Source organism: Stieleria sedimenti, assembly GCF_025060895.1.
Lineage (GTDB): Bacteria > Planctomycetota > Planctomycetia > Pirellulales > Pirellulaceae > Stieleria > Stieleria sedimenti.
In genome coordinates, this window is sequence record NZ_JANZKV010000013.1 from 1 (window position 1) to 15,884 (window position 15,884).

23 protein-coding genes are annotated in these 15,884 nt (G+C 57.5%); 14 read left to right on the top strand and 9 right to left on the bottom strand.

Annotated elements, in window-relative coordinates; translation table 11 throughout:
• The first annotated feature begins 764 nt into the window (after window positions 1-764).
• Entirely contained in the window at window positions 765-1,238 is a 474-nt protein-coding gene (locus NZK35_RS02225; RefSeq protein ID WP_259630970.1) for a DUF1579 domain-containing protein, read from the top strand.
• 6 nt (window positions 1,239-1,244) lie between these two features.
• On the top strand, window positions 1,245-2,186 hold the full coding sequence (locus tag NZK35_RS02230; protein ID WP_259630971.1) for a histone deacetylase family protein: 942 nt from the start codon (window positions 1,245-1,247) through the stop codon (window positions 2,184-2,186).
• Here NZK35_RS02230 and NZK35_RS34835 read toward each other — a convergent pair.
• Both NZK35_RS34835 and NZK35_RS02235 read right to left on the bottom strand, forming a co-directional pair.
• A complete protein-coding gene (locus NZK35_RS34835) occupies window positions 2,150-2,431 on the bottom strand; it encodes a CoA-binding protein (RefSeq protein WP_407699758.1) in 282 nt (93 codons plus the stop codon). The two genes, NZK35_RS02230 and NZK35_RS34835, sit on opposite strands and share 37 nt — an antisense overlap.
• A gap of 140 nt (window positions 2,432-2,571) precedes the next feature.
• Complete coding sequence (locus NZK35_RS02235; RefSeq protein WP_259630972.1) at window positions 2,572-2,868, bottom strand: hypothetical protein; 297 nt, start codon at window positions 2,866-2,868, stop codon at window positions 2,572-2,574.
• Window positions 2,869-3,197: 329 nt separating this feature from the next.
• Between NZK35_RS02235 and NZK35_RS02240 the strand changes: the two genes are divergently transcribed.
• Entirely contained in the window at window positions 3,198-3,656 is a 459-nt protein-coding gene (locus tag NZK35_RS02240) for a hypothetical protein (RefSeq protein WP_259630973.1), read from the top strand.
• On the opposite strand, the gene NZK35_RS02245 is transcribed toward NZK35_RS02240, so the two are convergent.
• The 6 genes from NZK35_RS02245 to NZK35_RS02270 all read right to left on the bottom strand — a co-directional run bounded on the left by NZK35_RS02245 (window position 3,641) and on the right by NZK35_RS02270 (window position 8,117).
• Window positions 3,641-4,198: a DUF3365 domain-containing protein gene (locus NZK35_RS02245; RefSeq protein WP_259630974.1), complete on the bottom strand. Its 558-nt coding sequence runs from the start codon at window positions 4,196-4,198 to the stop codon at window positions 3,641-3,643. The genes NZK35_RS02240 and NZK35_RS02245 overlap by 16 nt on opposite strands.
• 281 nt (window positions 4,199-4,479) lie before the next feature.
• Window positions 4,480-4,815, bottom strand: a complete 336-nt coding sequence (locus NZK35_RS02250) for a cupin domain-containing protein (protein WP_259630975.1) — start codon at window positions 4,813-4,815, stop codon at window positions 4,480-4,482.
• A 99-nt stretch (window positions 4,816-4,914) separates the two neighbouring features.
• Window positions 4,915-5,385 carry a PA2169 family four-helix-bundle protein gene (locus NZK35_RS02255; RefSeq protein ID WP_259630976.1) on the bottom strand — a complete coding sequence of 157 codons (471 nt, stop codon included), beginning with the start codon at window positions 5,383-5,385 and terminating at the stop codon, window positions 4,915-4,917.
• Window positions 5,386-5,580: 195 nt separating this feature from the next.
• A complete protein-coding gene (locus NZK35_RS02260) occupies window positions 5,581-5,796 on the bottom strand; it encodes a hypothetical protein (RefSeq protein ID WP_259630977.1) in 216 nt (71 codons plus the stop codon).
• A 250-nt stretch (window positions 5,797-6,046) separates the two neighbouring features.
• Complete coding sequence (locus tag NZK35_RS02265) at window positions 6,047-6,511, bottom strand: response regulator (protein ID WP_259630978.1); 465 nt, start codon at window positions 6,509-6,511, stop codon at window positions 6,047-6,049.
• Between the two features lie 358 nt (window positions 6,512-6,869).
• Window positions 6,870-8,117, bottom strand: a complete 1,248-nt coding sequence (locus NZK35_RS02270) for a mechanosensitive ion channel domain-containing protein (RefSeq protein ID WP_259630979.1) — start codon at window positions 8,115-8,117, stop codon at window positions 6,870-6,872.
• Between the two features lie 280 nt (window positions 8,118-8,397).
• Between NZK35_RS02270 and NZK35_RS02275 the strand changes: the two genes are divergently transcribed.
• The 11 genes from NZK35_RS02275 to NZK35_RS02325 all read left to right on the top strand — a co-directional run bounded on the left by NZK35_RS02275 (window position 8,398) and on the right by NZK35_RS02325 (window position 14,996).
• Window positions 8,398-8,829: a CsbD family protein gene (locus NZK35_RS02275; protein ID WP_259630980.1), complete on the top strand. Its 432-nt coding sequence runs from the start codon at window positions 8,398-8,400 to the stop codon at window positions 8,827-8,829.
• 2 nt (window positions 8,830-8,831) lie between these two features.
• Entirely contained in the window at window positions 8,832-9,239 is a 408-nt protein-coding gene (locus tag NZK35_RS02280) for a hypothetical protein (protein WP_259630981.1), read from the top strand.
• On the top strand, window positions 9,236-9,439 hold the full coding sequence (locus NZK35_RS02285; protein WP_259630982.1) for a hypothetical protein: 204 nt from the start codon (window positions 9,236-9,238) through the stop codon (window positions 9,437-9,439). Before NZK35_RS02280 ends, NZK35_RS02285 begins: the two co-directional genes overlap by 4 nt.
• Window positions 9,440-9,445: 6 nt before the next feature.
• Window positions 9,446-9,931 (top strand): phage holin family protein, encoded by a 486-nt coding sequence (locus tag NZK35_RS02290; protein ID WP_259630983.1) that lies wholly within the window; start codon window positions 9,446-9,448, stop codon window positions 9,929-9,931.
• 4 nt (window positions 9,932-9,935) lie between these two features.
• A complete protein-coding gene (locus NZK35_RS02295; RefSeq protein ID WP_259630984.1) occupies window positions 9,936-10,199 on the top strand; it encodes a hypothetical protein in 264 nt (87 codons plus the stop codon).
• 220 nt (window positions 10,200-10,419) lie between these two features.
• Window positions 10,420-10,695, top strand: coding sequence for a hypothetical protein (locus NZK35_RS02300; protein ID WP_259630985.1), 276 nt, complete (start codon window positions 10,420-10,422; stop codon window positions 10,693-10,695).
• 139 nt (window positions 10,696-10,834) lie between these two features.
• Window positions 10,835-11,014 carry a YqaE/Pmp3 family membrane protein gene (locus NZK35_RS02305; protein WP_095741812.1) on the top strand — a complete coding sequence of 60 codons (180 nt, stop codon included), beginning with the start codon at window positions 10,835-10,837 and terminating at the stop codon, window positions 11,012-11,014.
• Between the two features lie 277 nt (window positions 11,015-11,291).
• Window positions 11,292-12,425, top strand: coding sequence for an endonuclease/exonuclease/phosphatase family protein (locus NZK35_RS02310; RefSeq protein WP_259630986.1), 1,134 nt, complete (start codon window positions 11,292-11,294; stop codon window positions 12,423-12,425).
• Window positions 12,426-12,670: 245 nt separating this feature from the next.
• Window positions 12,671-13,069 carry a response regulator gene (locus tag NZK35_RS02315; RefSeq protein WP_259630987.1) on the top strand — a complete coding sequence of 133 codons (399 nt, stop codon included), beginning with the start codon at window positions 12,671-12,673 and terminating at the stop codon, window positions 13,067-13,069.
• Between the two features lie 69 nt (window positions 13,070-13,138).
• On the top strand, window positions 13,139-14,602 hold the full coding sequence (locus NZK35_RS02320; RefSeq protein WP_259630988.1) for a sigma-54-dependent transcriptional regulator: 1,464 nt from the start codon (window positions 13,139-13,141) through the stop codon (window positions 14,600-14,602).
• A 49-nt stretch (window positions 14,603-14,651) separates the two neighbouring features.
• Window positions 14,652-14,996, top strand: a complete 345-nt coding sequence (locus tag NZK35_RS02325; RefSeq protein ID WP_259630989.1) for a hypothetical protein — start codon at window positions 14,652-14,654, stop codon at window positions 14,994-14,996.
• A 15-nt stretch (window positions 14,997-15,011) separates the two neighbouring features.
• Here the strand turns inward: NZK35_RS02325 and NZK35_RS02330 are convergent, their stop codons facing one another.
• A complete protein-coding gene (locus NZK35_RS02330) occupies window positions 15,012-15,749 on the bottom strand; it encodes a DUF2071 domain-containing protein (protein ID WP_259630990.1) in 738 nt (245 codons plus the stop codon).
• Window positions 15,750-15,884 lie beyond the last annotated feature (135 nt).

The following is a 15,884-nucleotide window of genomic DNA, read 5'->3' on the forward strand; positions in this document are numbered from 1 at the left end:
AAGCAGACAGGGCGTCGTTTCTACGTGCCCAAGCAAACCCGCGACCTATTCGGGCAAGCGGCTTAGCAAGCCCGCCTCCCACGATTTCGTCAAAGGAATCGAAACCACGCCGCTGAGCGTCGCTTGGGAAACGTAAACTGCGACCGCGGGGAGCAATGAAAACGTGGTGACTCACCCGACGGCTGAAGCCGGGTGTCGAACTTGGCGGGCTGCTGTCACCGGCCGGCAAACCGCGGTGTCGTCGTGATCTCTCATGCCCCCTCGACTGATTCAATGCCGCAAGCCAACTCCGTCACGTCGTCCGAGGGAGTCTTGAAGACGCAAAGACGAGGGCAACTGAACAAAAGTCACCACCGAATAAATTGCTACCCCGTGCTTCCAGGGACAGACCCCGAGTGGTCCACCGAATAAATTGCTACCCCGTGCTACCAGGGACAGACCCCGAGTGGTCGAGTGGTCCGACCCCGAGTGGTCGGAACGGTTGCGTCGATTTGATCGCTCACAAATAACCGTCGAATAACCGTCGAACGTGAATCTCGGGGTCTGTCCCTGGATGGTTCGGAGTCGATGGGCCGGGGTCTGTCCCTGGATGGTCGGGACGAGTGGTCATCGGGCGATGCGGTGTGAATTTACAAAAATTCGGTGAATCCACGTCGAATTCGACCACGATGAATCGAGAATCTGGAAACAATCAGTGACTGCCCTTGCCTCTCGCCGGACGCGTCCGTTCAACAGCCACTCCATCGAATCGGTAGGAATCAAGCATGTTCGCCAAACCCCAAGCCGAGCACACCTGGCTGGATCAGTTGCTCGGCGACTGGAACTTCGACCATGACTGTCAAATGCCTGATGGAAACACTTCAGCCGCGTCTGGCAAGATGACGTGCCGCTCCCTCGGCGGGTTGTGGCTGATCAGCGAGAGCAGCGGTGAAGCTCCCGAAAGCGGGCCTTGGTCGTCAATCATGACGGTCGGCTTTGATCCAGCGAAAAACCAATACGTCGGCACGTTTGTCGGTTCGATGATGGCCAACCTCTGGCTGTACCAGGGCGTACGGGACGCGAGTGGAAAGCGACTGGTGCTCGAGACGCTCGGTCCAAGCTTTGACGGCAGTGGGACCTGCAACTATCGCGACACGATCGAAATCACCGACTGCGACCATTGGCTGATGACCAGCGAGTTGCAGACCGAGACAGGCGAGTGGGTACGTTTCATGACTGGAAAACACACGCGTGGCTGAAACCCGATGACACTGCTTTACTACGATCCGGTGTTTCAAGAGCACGTCACGGGAGATCATCCCGAAAATGGTGACCGGATTCTTCCGGTGGTTCGGCATTTGAACTTTGTGGCACTGGACAGCTGTTGTCGGCGGCCCGCTTGGGAGCCCGCCTCGTTGGAGCGGTTGCGTTACGTGCACACGTCCGACTACGTCGACCTGATCCATCATTTTGCCGCCAGCGGTGGCGGCTACATCGAACCGGACACCGTCGTCAGCGTGCGGTCGTACGACGTCGCGCGGATGGCCGCCGGGGCGGTTTGTGATGCTGTCGCACGCGTGGTCGGCGGCGAAGACAAGACCGCATTCTGCCTAGTTCGTCCGCCGGGACACCACGCGATGCCGGACCACGCGATGGGATTTTGCCTATTCAACAACATCGCCGTCGGTGCCCGCGTCGCGACCGAAGAGTTGGGCGTCGAACGGGTGCTGATCGTCGACTTTGATGTGCACCACGGCAACGGAACGCAAGCGATGTTTTGGGAAGCGGCCGACGTCGGCTTTCTGTCGATGCACCGGTCGCCCTTCTATCCGGGAACGGGTGCGGCTGACGAAATCGGTGCCGGCGCCGGCACCGGCACCACGCTCAATCTGCCGATCAAGTTCGGTACGCCACGTGAAGAGCAACTGCGACTGTTTGAACGTGAAGTCAAACGATTTGCCGCGAAGATCCGACCTCAACTCGTTCTCGTCAGCGCCGGCTTCGACGCTCACAAGGATGACCCCATCGGTTCATTGGCACTGGAGAGCGATGACTTTGGTGTTCTGACACGTTGCTTGCTGAACGTCGCGGAAGAACATACCGAGGGAAAATTGGTCAGCGTTTTGGAGGGCGGATACAACCCAGATGTCCTGACCGATTGCGTCGGGATTCATCTGGAAGCGTTACTGAACGATCGGCAGGAATGAATCTGTTTCTCGCCTATCCCAGCGTTTTCCGAGCGGTCACGAAGCGTTTCACCTGCCGCCGAAGCTTCGCGGAATCCCGCCGACAGAATCACCAGACCGAGAATCCCCGCTTCGACACATTGACGAACGATCTCAGGCACCACCCGAGCCGCGGTACAAACGACTGCCAAGTCAACGGTCTCGGGAATGTCCTTGACCGACCGGAAACACGGTGATCCGTTGATCTCCTTGTATTTCGGATTCACCGGATAAACCGCGCCGCTGCTTAGTAATCCATGATTTTGTCGGCCTCGACGAGTAACTTTCCTAGTGACGGCATCGTTGCAATCTCGGCATTCCGCTTCAACGCCCCGCTGCCGATGCGTGCTGATTTGGCACAGTGCGGTCAGAGAATCACTTTGCAGCCCGCTTCGGTGAATTCTTCATAATGCTTCGCCAGTGGTGGTGACTCCGGCCCCCATGTCATGTCGAGCAGTTGCCGACGTTCGGCCAGTCGTACGCCTTCCAGATCAGGGAACACGGTCACCTCGGCGCCGTGCTGTTGCATCAGATTGGCCATTTTGAACGCCATAAAACAGCGATGAAGATCGTCCGTGAAATGCGACAGATGCACGACAACTTTTTCAGGTTTTTGGGTGATCTGCTGGTCGTTAGCGGTGAGTTGCGGCGGCGAAATTGACATCAGTAGTATGGCTAAGATTGTCCCATAGACTCTCATGATCGAACTCGGGTGGAAGGAACCGCAAATGCTGAACGAGCGCGCACGGTGCACCTCGGAGCACCGCTGATGCAGCAGCACTCGATCTGCCAAATCCGCATGTGTTTCACGCTGATTCGGAACCACACCAGGAGGTCGCGACGGGGCGGTTTGATTCGGGTCACTTCCATCGATTCGATTTGGCACGAGTGTTGCCCGCTAAAGTGCTGTGATGCAATGTGACACAGCACCACACGCATCGTGACAACCGAACTCCACGCAACACGCGACGATTTCGATTCGTGAGGAGCAGAATGAGCTTGAATATCAGTGAACCATTGTCGAAGATCTTTGACAATTGGCTGAGCGAAGACCGCCAAATGCACGAATCGCTCCGCGAGATCCGAGACTGGATGAAACAAGTTGAACAACTCGGCATCCCCCATTTCGGAGAGACCGCCAACCGGCTGCTCCCGTTGCGTGAGCGGTTGCAAAAGCATTTCCAGCAGGAAGACGAAATGATCACCTGCCTGGCGGAATCGCTGGCGGAACCCTCAGCGGACTTCGACCACTTGCGTTCACAGTCGCTTCACGATCACCACTTGCTGGGCGCCCATTTGGACGATTTGGTGGATCGCCTCAGCGAGACGGATCCGCCGTTTCCTTCATGGCAAGCCGCGATGAAACAAGTCCAGGATTTTGTCGAGCGAATGGAACAACACGAGTTGACCGAAACCCAGGCGATCGAAGCGTTGCTTCAAAAGCTCCGCTGAACCATCGGCATCGAAATCAACAGGCCCGCTGTTCGATCTTCGGTGCTCTTTCGATTCTTGACGTGACACTTCAAACATTGCGAGGCCAATCGAATCGGGCCGGCAAATCGATAACGTTCCGCTTGCACGGCTTCATGCATCGGCTTGCCCGACTTGAGCGCCTTGACCGCGTCCTTTTCAAACTCGTCTTCGGGCTGGTGATCGACATTGACGACGTCGGTTTCGACGATCAACCACTTCAATTCGACGTCATAACTTTCTGACATCGCATGAAAGACATCTTCGAGTGAAGCCGAAGGGATCGCGTGCGCGTCGTCCTCGTCAAAGAAATCGCGATGGACGACTTGCAGCGTTCCCCGAATCACTTCATGCAACAACTCGGCCCGGGCACGAGCTTCAAGCATCGTTGTCGGCGCCGGGAAGGACTTCGCGGATGACGTTGGATTCGAATCGTCAGCGGCCAGCTGCTTCGGCACCCCGAGCCACACTGACACACTCAACGAACCAAGCAGTATCGAGATCAAGACAATGTTTCGTTTCATGCTACCTGACCTCTTTTCCGCGATGACCCCTTATTCTGCGGCACCCTCAATCCGAAAGTTGACGGAGCACTTGTTTCCGTCCGCAACACCGCGAAGTCATGCATTTTATCAAACGCGCAGCGTCGAACCGCTCAAAAGATGCATCTGCAACGCATCTTTCTAAGGTTTCGTCGGCTGTCTGTCAATCACGACGTGTGAAACGTCGCGTTCCAGATCAGAGACAACCGAAGGGAAACGGTCGCGGTGAAACGCCCGTCGAAGCATTGGTCCGCGGCGGTCGGCTAGGTCGGTTGGTCGCGGTCGTTGAAACGCGCTGGCGGGGAAGTCGCTTCGATGGCGACCACCGGGTCGATCACTCGGTAGCGGTGAGGGGCGCCTTCGGGCACCAGCCACGAGTCACCCGATCCCAATTTCGCCATCTCGCCATCAAGATCGATTTCGAGCATACCCTCGACCAGGTAACCGACGATTTCATAATTCCGACTCCGGACCTCGCTAAAACCACCGGGGTTCTCGCTCCACCGGCGTAGGGCGACGTGTTTTCCGGATGCGAGATAGACCTGCCCCATGCCGCCGGTCTTGATGTCGCATTGGGGTGTCACTTGAGGAATGTCCATAAGATTGCACGTTTGTGAATGAGAGAAAAAGAAAACTTGAAACGTGGGGCACAGTCATGCGCTCGCCCCACCCAGATCGCCTGCCGGTGCAACAGGCGTTCAATTTGTTCTGCAGGTGTCGCGGAGATCGCGAATCTTGTCGTGCCCGGCTTTGATTTTGGCGTACTGCGCCGTCAAGACATCGTTCATCGCGCCGCCGCCAGTTTCTTTCAAAACACCTTCGTAGGCTTCCTTGATGTGATCTTCGCCGCGTTCGGCTTCATTCAAAATCACTTGGGGATCGCCACCATTCAGTTTGGCTCGGATGTCCATCCAGAGGCGATGAATCTTGGCGGCAACGCTTCCGTCGTCCTGGGTCTTTTCGCCACTGAACTCGACGTACTGTTGCAATTCGCTCGCCATCGCGGCTCGCTCGTTGCCGATGTTGCGGAAGAACGCCGAAAGCTCTGCATGGTTGAGCTTGTCAGCGGCCTCGTGAAAGCCTGCGTACGAATCGAGATTGGCTTGAATCAGCTTCTGCAACTTGGCGATCGTGATGTCGCTCAGCTTTGTTTTCGTTTCAAGACTCATGACGTTCTCTTCGACGCGTTTCGAATCCGCGTGACGAATCACCACGCGGCAGGAGAAAGGGTTGCAACGGCCGTGCCAATCCCCCGTCGGTTCACAAGATCAGGACGAGACGCCCAACCGCGAGAGGGCCGCTTCGTCGATCGCATCGACATCGACGCGCAGTTGATTCTCGGCCAGCAAAACGCGTGAATTCGTTCATCTGAGCAGACCGATCTTGCCGCCATCGTGCGATATCAGATCGCCGGTCCAGACAGATACTCCATCACCAGCACTTCGCTGCAGACCATCTGTGACACCGGAAGCGGGATACGCCGTGCCGAGTTGTTCGGCGAGGTCATGACGCCCATGCTTCCACAGCAGCACAGAGAGCTTGGCGTAATGAACACGATCGGCAAGCAGCGTGGTCAGCATGTGAGTTGATCGGTGGTCGACGCAAAAGGCCCCGGAACAATGGTCCTGATCAGCCGGTTAGCGGGGATCAACGCCACGTGGAGGCAAACGGTATACCGAGCGATCGATTAATAGCCCTGAACCGAGTCGAGGGCAAAGTCTGGTGCACGACCAACCAGCTTGGCTTTTCAACGACCAGTCGAAACAGGAATCGCGAACGCGGTCGACGGTTTGTGGATCGAATCAACAGCCCCTTGTCGCGTTCGGCACGTCACTGGCGATGGTTGGCAACCGGATGGTTGCGCAACCAAGTACGGGTCGCGATCATCTTCAACGTGACTCGCAATTGCGGAATCGAAACCGGCTTGGGCAAGAAATAGGTGTCGGCGTATTGCGTGGTTCGGGCCAAGATCGCGCGATCGGGCAAGCTGCTGATCACGACGACGGGCAACTCCTGTAAACCTGAATCATGTGATTTGCGGATCGCCTCCAACAGATCAAAACCGCTCCACACCGGCATCTCGATATCTGTAATCACCACATCGATCGGATGTTGCTGCAGCAGATCAAAAGCGTCTCGACCATTTCCAGCTTCAAGGGTCGTGACATTCAGTTGCTGAACGGTGCGATCGACGATCGCTCGCATTGCCTCCACGTCATCGACGATCAACGCGGTCCGCACTCCCAGCGACGTCAACGAACGAACCGGTCCATGAAGAGAAATCGCTTGAATCATCCGGCATTCCTGGAATACGGTGTTTGGACAGTCATGCCGAATCGTCACGCGCTTGGTTCGGGCCGCGATGAAGCATTGCCAGTTCATGTCGCCCCTCGAGTGCAATCAACGAGAGAACCAAGATCGATGACAGTCCTTGTCTCGATTCGGCGCTGCATTCTTGAAATGAGCTTGGAAAGAGGGGCAGCAAACGATGTGCCGAAAAACGGCACGCGACAGCGCTGCATGCCCCGATCCGGCTGAACACCGGGTTCAATCGCATCGCAAGGCGGCTCGATCGGTCCGACGCATCCCGCCGCCTGCCCCCCGATCGATGGAGTTGAATGATCCCGAATCGGTGACCACGATCTGGCATGGGTCACTGGGCCGTTGCGTTGGCGACCGCCTCGGCGACCGCGGGATTCTTGAACGTCAACGTGCGATAGGGGAACGGGATTTCGATGCCGGCGCTGTCAAGTTCGCGTTTGATCGCCTCGACCACTTCGTCGCGACTCCGCCGGATGTCGACCGGTTTGGATCTCGTCCACCACGCAACTTCGAAGTTGATACTGGAACTGGCGAATTCCTGGGCGAACACTTCCACGGTCCGTTTGCCCAACACCGAATCGCAGGACAGCAGGGCCTGTTTAATGACGTCACGCGCCTGTTCGACGTTTTCATCATACGCCACACCACAGATGATCCGGACGCGGCGTTGCGGTTGACTGGTCAAGACATCGACGTTGTTCTTGAACAGCGTCGCGTTGGGGACGACTGCCAATTCACCATCGAGTCTCTGAATCATCGTGTTTCGGATCGTGATCTGCTTGACCTTGCCGGTCAGGTCGCCGCACGTGATGAAGTCTCCGCGATCAAACGGGTAGCGCCATAAGATCAAGATGCCGGCAAAGAAGTTCTCAAAGATGTCTTTGAACGCAAACCCGATCGCAACCGATCCAAGCCCGAGTACCGTCAATGCTTTGGAGGGCGTCATGCCTGGAAAGGCGACCACGGTGGCGACCAAAAGGCCGATGATCCAAATGATGATGTTGGTGAACTGATAGACCAAGTCCTTCAAGCTGGCCCGAATGCCACGCTGATCCAGTAACCGATGCACGGTCCAGCCAATCAGTCTGACAAGCAAGCCGGTCAGCACAACGATCACCGCTGCGGCCAGCAACAACGGCGACCGAACCAAGAAATCCGTCCACAAGGTATTGAGCGATCTTGTCACGACGTCGCGCGTCGATTCCAAATCCAGCTGCTGGTCGACAACCAACTCATTGATGACGGCCACAACGTCTTCCGTCTTGCGGGCAACATTCTCCGCCCATTGACGGTGCTCCTCGGAGTCCGCGCTCCCCTTCAAGGTTACGATACCGCTGTTCAAGACCACATCGATCTCGGTCAACCAACCAGCCTTCGCCGCAGCGTCATAGATCGTGGATAACCGCTGGCGGATCGATGCGTCATCGGCGACGCCCTTCACCGCAATGGTTTCGGCCGGGCCGTTGGCGTCGCTGGACTGCTTCGGCGTTTCAGCCTCTTGGGCATTCGCCGGGGCGAGCGAACCTGTCGCGACCGAAAGGAGCACCGATAGGAGGATCGCAAGTCGCACGAATGCCATGATGAAGTTGTTCGGGTGAGGGTTCGTTTTCGTGACCACGCCGCGTCGGGGACGCAAACGGCGTTCCAATGCGTGATCGGCGGCGGACGCGACAAAGCTCGGCTGCACGCCTGGACGATTTCCATCCAGCTTGGTTCCCACCGCCCCAAGGTGTGGCCCGATCAGGGCCCCGAAGCGGATATTTTGCCGCTGAAAGTCGATTGGTCCGCGATATGCGTCGTTGACTTGGAACAACCCGATGACGGGATTACAGCGAGATTCATCAATGGAGGAAAGTTAAATGGTCAATCGACAAGAGCTCAAGGGTCAGTGGAACGAAGTCAAGGGACGCTTAAAAGAACATTGGGGCCAACTCACCGAAGACGACTTGCAGCGGGCCGAAGGTTCAGCCGATCAGTTGGTCGGTGTTGTCCAGCAGAAGACGGGGGCGACGCGTCGTGAAGTCGAATCCTTCCTCAACAACGTGCTCGACGGAAGCTTTGGCGATCGCGCTGCCGAAAGCGTTCATCAGTACGCCGAGGCGGCACAGGCTGCGGCCACCGATGCGGCCGCCTACGCCCGCGAGAATTACCGCCGGTTGGCGTCCCAATCGGGCGAATACACCACCAAGGTCGCCGCGACGGTTCGCAGTCGCCCCGCCGAGTCGCTGGCGATCGCCTTTGGCCTGGGGATCGCGGCCGGCGCGTTGTTCTTCATGGGGAACAAAAAATAGTCATGGCCACCACGCTTGCCACGGAAAAACAGGCCGGTGCGATCAAGCAGCGGATGGCGGAGATTCGTACGGAGTTGCCCTACGATGTCGATGACGCCCGCATGCGAGTCCGCGAATTGACCGACTGGAAGTATCACATGGCGCGTCACCCGCTGCCGCTGTTGGCGGTTGCCGCGGGGGTCGGCTTCCTGCTCGTCCCCTCCAAGTCGAAACCGGTGCCGGAGCCGATCGTCATTCGCCAGGACGCTCATGGAAACGCCACGCAAGAATGCGGTGTTCAGCCGGCCCCTGCGAGGCGTGGGTTTGTCGGCGGACTCCTGAGTGCCGTCACGTCGGTCGCCATAAAACAACTCAGCACGATTGCCACGAACCAGATCAGCCAACTTCTGACCAGACCTAACACACCATGATTGCTAGCCCACTCCCGTCGCGTCCCCTGGAAGATGAATGGGTCGATGATCTGGATCGCCCACCGCATCGCAGCGAGACGGGGCGATCGGACGCAAGCTTTGTTCATCAGACCATCGCCAAGCACCCGATGCTGGCCCTGGCCGCCGCCAGCACCGTCGGTCTGACACTCGGTTGGCTCGTCAAACGGAAATGGCGGTGAACGACCATGCACAGAAATTCAAGTTTCCAAAAAGTGATTCGCGACCTCATCGATCTCTGGGAACTGCAATGGCAGTTGTTCTCAGTCGATGCGCAAGCTGCCAAACGAAGTCTTGGCCGGGCAATTGCCTGCACTCTGGTCGCGCTACTGTTGGTCGGCTCGGGATTCACCGTTTTTCTTTTCGGCCTCGGATTCCTCCTCGAAGAACGGACGCGTCTGTCGACCGGAACGGCGCTGTCGGCTGTGGGTGCGGCAACATTAGGCGTCGTCGGCGTCCTACTGCTGATCGCAAGGAGCGGCGCCAAATCCGCCGCCGCCGCAATGGAAGAATCAAAGTCCGAGTTCAATGAAAATCTGCGTTGGCTCAAAGCAACGCTTGTGGCACCTGACTCCTCTCCACGAAACCAGATTCGCCGCGAATCGTTTTCCAATGACGGTCGTCGCGAGCGTTACTACACCACCGACACCGTCTCTCCCCTTTCACGAAGGTAAATACATGTCCGAAACGAAAGCCTCCGATACGTCTGCCCAAAACACCGATCACCAAAGCAGTGAATCAACCCGGCGCGCTCGCGAAACGGCGCAGCGGATTGCGAATGGTGCGAAGGAGATGGGGCAGGATGCGGCGCAGCACTTTGTCCAGGAACCGGCTAAGGACTTGATCAGTCTGGCCAAGGAGTATGCCAAGGACCACCCCGATGTCGCCGCCTGCTGGGCGTTCGGTCTGGGCATCGTGGTCGGGTGGAAACTGAAACCGTAACGTCTACCACGCCGAAAGCAACGTTTACGCCTGATCTTGTTTCAACCAGCGCGGTGGATCCGCCGTCAAATGTTCGTTCGATGGAACCAAAATCGGGTCTTTCTTTCGCTTGGTCGACTCCGGCACACCCTTTGCGTTTACCGAGATGCAGCGGCGAACGAACCTCTCACACCTCCCCAGGCGACGTGCCGCCAAGCCTGGGAATGACCATGGAATCAAAATGAATAAGAACTTTCTTTACGCCTCGCTCACTCTCGCGTTGACGTTTTCCACTGTAGGTTGCGATGTCGAAAAAACGGAAGAGGGTCGGCTCCCGGATCTAGACGTGGATGTGTCAGGCGATCCGGGAAAACTACCCGCTTACGACGTTGACGGTCCCGATGTGGATGTTTCGACGGAAGAAAAGGAGATCACCGTCCCCGACGTGGACGTCGACATGGAAAAGAAAAAGATCACCGTTCCTGACGTGGATGTCGACTTGCCGGCTGACGAATAAATGGCGGCCTGTTGGCGGGCGGGCTCAATCCGATTCTTGCAGCAAGGGTTGATGAGCCACCGCAGGCATTCCCGCCGCCAAGCAAAACTCATTGTTTTCACTCACGCTTCCCAGCACACCTCAAAAATCGGAACCTGTAATGTCAACCACCGTCAAAAGCCAGAACACCCTGCTGAAAGTGATCCTTGCCATTCTGTTGCCGCCATTGGCGGTGTTCATGGACCGCGGGGTCGGGACGCAGTTCATCTTGAACATCGTGTTGACCCTGGTCGGATTCTGGATCATCGGAATCATTCACGCGTTGATCGTCGTGTTGTAGGGGTGATCCATCGCCACACGATACGTCAGGCCCGGTCGACAAGACCGGTGAGATGGACGTTTCGGCCACCAGCGTTTGGGGACTGTCGACAAGAGGGTGGACCGCCCCAACCTCGGCCCGCGGGTAGCGTATAGGATGATGTCGCACCAGTGATCACCAGTGCGGCTGATTGGATCATGAGCGGAATCTGGAACCAGAACTGCGAACGATCCACCGGCCATCGATGATTGGAAACTGCCATTTCCGCGGCAAGCCGGAGGCCACCACGAGGATCCCGATGTTATCATTCTTCAACTGCGTGATCTATTTGCTTTTCGGCATCTTGGTGGCCGGATCGTTGTTGCCGCTCAGCTCGCATCCACACTGGTTCATTCGCGGCTGGGATTTTCCGCGGGTGCAAATTCTGGTGATCACGTGGCTGGCGGCTGCGGCGATGATCACGGCCAATGCGATCGCCGGACAATCGTCGACGTTCAGGATAGCGGTCATCACGACCCTGACTCTGGCATTAACCGCTTGGCATTTGTTCCGCATTGTCCCTTACACGCCCCTGGCGTCGGCGCAGACCAAGGCTTGGCGACCGGAACAGCCCAGCGACTCGGGGCACGATGCACGTCGGCTTCGGGTCTTGGTCAGCAACGTGGAGGAAGAAAACAGCCAATTTGCTCGTTGGCGTGAGGTCGTTCTCGCTCAGGATGCAGACGTCATCATCGTCGCCGAAGTCGATCAGCGATGGGCCGAGGCGATCGCCGACCTGAAATCGGACTATCCCAACCAGATCGTTTACCCTCAAAGCAATTGGTACGGGATGGCGTTGGTGTCACGACTTCCGATCCTCGAAAGTGACATTCGCTTTCGAGTGCAGGATGATGTGCCATCCATCGACACGATTGTCGAATTGCCCAGCGGTGATCAGGTTCGGGTTGTGGGTGTTCATCCGCGGCCGCCGGAGCCGATTCGTGACAACGATGCGACCGCTCGCGACGCCGAGTTGGTTTTGTGGGGCAAGGAGCTCGCTGAAGACGATCGCCCGATCATCATCGGTGGTGATTTGAACGACGTCGCATGGTCACAATCGACTCGATTGTTTCTGCGTCTCAGTCGAATGCTGGACCCACGCCGCGGACGTGGTTTCTTCAACTCGTTTCACGCCGATCGGATGTGGATGCGGTTCCCGCTCGACCACGTGTTTCACTCCACGCACTTTGCGTTTCGCGACTTGCGGCGTCTGCCCCATGTCGGTTCGGATCACTTTCCGATTCTAATCGACCTGCAGCTTGAACCGACGATGCATCACAAACACGACCAACTCGAAAGCGCTGAGGGTGATCAAGCAGAAGCCGAAGAGCGACTGATGCGAGCCCAGCAAGCCGACCCGCGACACGTCGAAACCGTGATTCCAGCCCCGTGAACCCCACGTCGGTCAGTTGCGGGTGCAGCGACGCCGAACCGATTTCTCCACTGGCAACCCGCAATGGCAATCGTCGCTCTGTCGAACCGACCAGCGTGGTGATCCTGTGATGCATCTCATCGACGATCTGGCAATCGTCGCATTCAAACTTACGCGTGTGAGGCTGATAGGAGGGCGTGATTCCGAGGTGGAGTGAGTTTGGGTTTGCCTTCTTCATCGCCCGGTATTTTCTGGGAAAGTGAGGCATGGGCGATTCGGCCTGCGGTTTGGTGCATCTGATCGAAGCGATCATTTTCTGGCATCCGATCTATCGCGTTTTGGGGCTGATGAAGTTCATCACGGCGGCGGTGTCTTGGGGGACGGTGATCATCCTGGTGCAACACATGCCGCGTCTCTTGCGTCTGCCTTCGACGGTGGCGACGGCCGAAGATGGCCGGCAGGGTTACGAGGCGGCGGTCCAGGCACGGGATTTGGGCGAACCGTTCGACGTGATCGTGATGGACATGCAAATGCCCAACCTCGACGGATTGCAGGCCACCGCGATGCTGCGGTCGGTCGGCATCGTTTGGCCCGCCTTTTGCTCGGTCAGCGACCAATCCGATCGACAAACCGCTACAGCGATGATATTTTTTCAGTCCAGGTGATCTTCCATGGCAACAGGCACCACTCTTTCCGAACCCCAGCCCATCCTCCGATCCAAGTGGTCCAAAGCGATGCCTAGTCTCTTAGTCATTGATGATGACCGTGCAATTTTGGCTCTGGCGGAAAAAACGCTTTCCCCGATCGCGGATATCACCACGTGTGCCAGCGCCGGCGAGGGTCTGGACGAACTGCGGCGCGGGTCCTACGACGCGGTCTTGCTGGATATTCAGTTGCCCGATCAAAACGGACTGGCCGTTTATTGCGAAATCCGCGAATACGATCGCCGAATCCCGGTGATCTTCATGACCGTCGAGGCGGCCAGCAACACCGCAATTGAAGCGATGCAGTTGGGGGCGTTTGATTACATCGCCAAACCCCTGCACGTCGAACCGCTGCGGGATCTGGTCGAAAAAGCGATCGAGCAGCGGCAGATCAGCAGCGTGCCCGTCGCCATCTCCGCCGATGACGAAGGGGGCGACCAAGCTGCCGAGCTGTTTATCGGTCGGTCACCGGCCATGCTGGACGTTTTTAAAGCAATCGGAAAGGTCGCCAAGCAAGATGTGCCGATTTTGGTTCGTGGTGAAAGCGGCACCGGGAAAGAATTGGTCGCCCGGGCATTGTTCCAATACAGCCACCGCAGCGAGGAAACATTTCTGGCCGTCAACTGTGCGGCCTTGCCAGACAATTTGCTCGAAAGCGAATTGTTCGGTCACGAAAAAGGCGCGTTCACGGGGGCGGAAAGTCGCCGGATCGGGAAGTTCGAACAATGCAACGGCGGGACGTTGTTCCTTGATGAAATCGGCGACATGGCGCCGACCGTCCAGGCGAAAGTGTTGCGCGTGCTGCAAGAACAACGCTTTGAACGTGTCGGGGGCAACAAAGAGCTGACCACCGATGTTCGCATCATCGCCGCGACCAACCGACCGCTGGAACAGATGGTCCAAGACGGGGAATATCGCGAAGACTTGCTGTACCGGCTCAACGGGGTGACTATCGAACTGCCCCCGTTGCGCGACCGACTCAGTGACGTACCGTCCTTGATTCGCTTCTTTCTCGCCCAGGCCAAAAAAGAATTCAACAAACCCGACCTGGAAGGGCTGTCCCCCGAAGCGGTCGAATTGCTGACCGCGTACGACTGGCCTGGCAACGTCCGACAATTGCGCGCGGTGATCCGCCGCTGCGTGCTCGACACCGTCATGCCGGTCATTACCCCCGACATCCTCCCCGGCGCAATCACCGGCACCGTTGCTCGGGTCAAGAAAACTCCGACCCAGGATGTCGCCCCACGAGAAGAACGCACCGAAGGAACCCAATTGCCACAATTGGTGCAGCGTTTGCTAGATGAACGTTCGACCAATATCTACGCGGAAGCGATGGAGTACATGGAACGTTTTGTCATCCTGAAAGTGTTGCAAACGACAGACGGAAACCAGAGCCAAGCGGCGGAGATGCTGGGCATCACGCGAGGCAAGTTGCGAGACCGAATCAACTCGTACAACATCGTCCTCAAGAGCGACGTGTCAGTCGAGGAGTAGAGAAGACTGGTCCAATGCCCTCGCAAACCCACACCGGCAACCCAAGACGATGACCGAATCACAACGACGACGTTTCTCCGCAGCCCTCGGTCGAGTCGCGGGTGACGAGGAAGTACTGGAGATGTTGGCGAAGATTGCTGCCGAGGATGCACCCCGGTTGATGTCCCTGTTGCACGATCACATCCAGCAAGGCGAACTCGCCGAGGCGGCGAGTGTCGGTCACGCGCTCAAGGGGCTCCTGAGCACCTTTGAAACCGGCGAACCGGTCAGCGAGCTACAACCGCTGATCGACGCGGCACGCGCCGGCGACGAAGCATCGGTGACGTCGGTTCACGCCTCGGTCCGATCCCAATTAAACACGCTCGTGACCGAAATCGACGCGTTGGCCGGCTGAACCGCCAAATTCCTGTCAAACGCAGTTGCCGCAGAGTGATTTTCGGCTATGCCATTCGTGCTCGATGCTCCGCATCAAAAGCGCGTTGTCAAACGTGACCGAGCCGGCTGGAAAAGCGTCGCGATCATCGAAGAATGAAGATTGCACCTTACGAACCGACAGCGGCTGCACGTGCCAGTTGATCGTCCGCAGCTCCAACCCATCGAATTCTGCCGCTGACGCTGAGTTCGACGGCGAGTATCCCAGGGAACCGGCTTCAAAGAACTGCGAGCACTCGGCAACCGTTGCGAAAACGGACGCGTCTGGCAATGCCTCTGTCGTCCGTCCATCGACAGCAGCGTGAACCATCCCGTCAACGCTCGCCATGGCGATACGACAATCGTGCTCCGTTTCCCGGACGTCGAATCGGGCGCGATGGTGAACGCCAGGAAAGAACCGACCACCGGCCAATGCTGTCATGAGCGACGAGGTATCGCGTCGTGGGATATAGACTCCCGTCTGAGCGACGCCATTGACGTCCCATTGGACGGCAATGCGGTGAGCGGCATTTTCCGAGGCGACGCCGATAAACGAAGGCAAACGTTTCGGACGAATCTGCTTCAGGCGAATCAGACAGATGCCAGCGACGCCGTATCCATTGACAATTTGCGGGCGAAACGGTGAAGGGCAAACGCGCGAGAGCACCTCGGGATCCACACGAAAATTAACGAGCACCCGCCGGTCAATGAGCCCACGTAGGGTTGGAATCCGCATTCGGGTTGTCCGAAAAAAGTTTGCGATCGAGAGTGACAAATGAACCGCAGCCCCAACCCCAACTTAACCCCCCAGATCCCCACGGGGACAGACCCCGGTGTTGACCTGGGGACAGGTGTTGATCTGGGGACAGAC

Excerpts from the sequence above, each read along its gene's own strand:
- NZK35_RS02260 (WP_259630977.1), bottom strand. The coding sequence starts at position 5,796 with ATGCTGACCACGCTGCTTGCCGATCGTGTTCATTACGCCAAGCTCTCT.
- NZK35_RS02280 (WP_259630981.1), top strand. The coding sequence starts at position 8,832 with ATGGCCACCACGCTTGCCACGGAAAAACAGGCCGGTGCGATCAAGCAG.
- NZK35_RS02225 (WP_259630970.1), top strand. The coding sequence starts at position 765 with ATGTTCGCCAAACCCCAAGCCGAGCACACCTGGCTGGATCAGTTGCTC.
- NZK35_RS02305 (WP_095741812.1), top strand. The coding sequence starts at position 10,835 with ATGTCAACCACCGTCAAAAGCCAGAACACCCTGCTGAAAGTGATCCTT.
- NZK35_RS02290 (WP_259630983.1), top strand. The coding sequence starts at position 9,446 with ATGCACAGAAATTCAAGTTTCCAAAAAGTGATTCGCGACCTCATCGAT.
- NZK35_RS02230 (WP_259630971.1), top strand. The coding sequence starts at position 1,245 with ATGACACTGCTTTACTACGATCCGGTGTTTCAAGAGCACGTCACGGGA.
- NZK35_RS02285 (WP_259630982.1), top strand. The coding sequence starts at position 9,236 with ATGATTGCTAGCCCACTCCCGTCGCGTCCCCTGGAAGATGAATGGGTC.
- NZK35_RS02255 (WP_259630976.1), bottom strand. The coding sequence starts at position 5,385 with ATGAGTCTTGAAACGAAAACAAAGCTGAGCGACATCACGATCGCCAAG.
- NZK35_RS02300 (WP_259630985.1), top strand. The coding sequence starts at position 10,420 with ATGAATAAGAACTTTCTTTACGCCTCGCTCACTCTCGCGTTGACGTTT.
- NZK35_RS02315 (WP_259630987.1), top strand. The coding sequence starts at position 12,671 with ATGGGCGATTCGGCCTGCGGTTTGGTGCATCTGATCGAAGCGATCATT.
- NZK35_RS02245 (WP_259630974.1), bottom strand. The coding sequence starts at position 4,198 with ATGAAACGAAACATTGTCTTGATCTCGATACTGCTTGGTTCGTTGAGT.
- NZK35_RS02270 (WP_259630979.1), bottom strand. The coding sequence starts at position 8,117 with ATGGCATTCGTGCGACTTGCGATCCTCCTATCGGTGCTCCTTTCGGTC.
- NZK35_RS02320 (WP_259630988.1), top strand. The coding sequence starts at position 13,139 with ATGCCTAGTCTCTTAGTCATTGATGATGACCGTGCAATTTTGGCTCTG.
- NZK35_RS02250 (WP_259630975.1), bottom strand. The coding sequence starts at position 4,815 with ATGGACATTCCTCAAGTGACACCCCAATGCGACATCAAGACCGGCGGC.
- NZK35_RS02265 (WP_259630978.1), bottom strand. The coding sequence starts at position 6,511 with ATGATTCAAGCGATTTCTCTTCATGGACCGGTTCGTTCGTTGACGTCG.
- NZK35_RS02240 (WP_259630973.1), top strand. The coding sequence starts at position 3,198 with ATGAGCTTGAATATCAGTGAACCATTGTCGAAGATCTTTGACAATTGG.
- NZK35_RS02310 (WP_259630986.1), top strand. The coding sequence starts at position 11,292 with ATGTTATCATTCTTCAACTGCGTGATCTATTTGCTTTTCGGCATCTTG.
- NZK35_RS02325 (WP_259630989.1), top strand. The coding sequence starts at position 14,652 with ATGACCGAATCACAACGACGACGTTTCTCCGCAGCCCTCGGTCGAGTC.
- NZK35_RS02235 (WP_259630972.1), bottom strand. The coding sequence starts at position 2,868 with ATGTCAATTTCGCCGCCGCAACTCACCGCTAACGACCAGCAGATCACC.
- NZK35_RS02295 (WP_259630984.1), top strand. The coding sequence starts at position 9,936 with ATGTCCGAAACGAAAGCCTCCGATACGTCTGCCCAAAACACCGATCAC.
- NZK35_RS02275 (WP_259630980.1), top strand. The coding sequence starts at position 8,398 with ATGGTCAATCGACAAGAGCTCAAGGGTCAGTGGAACGAAGTCAAGGGA.
- NZK35_RS02330 (WP_259630990.1), bottom strand. The coding sequence starts at position 15,749 with ATGCGGATTCCAACCCTACGTGGGCTCATTGACCGGCGGGTGCTCGTT.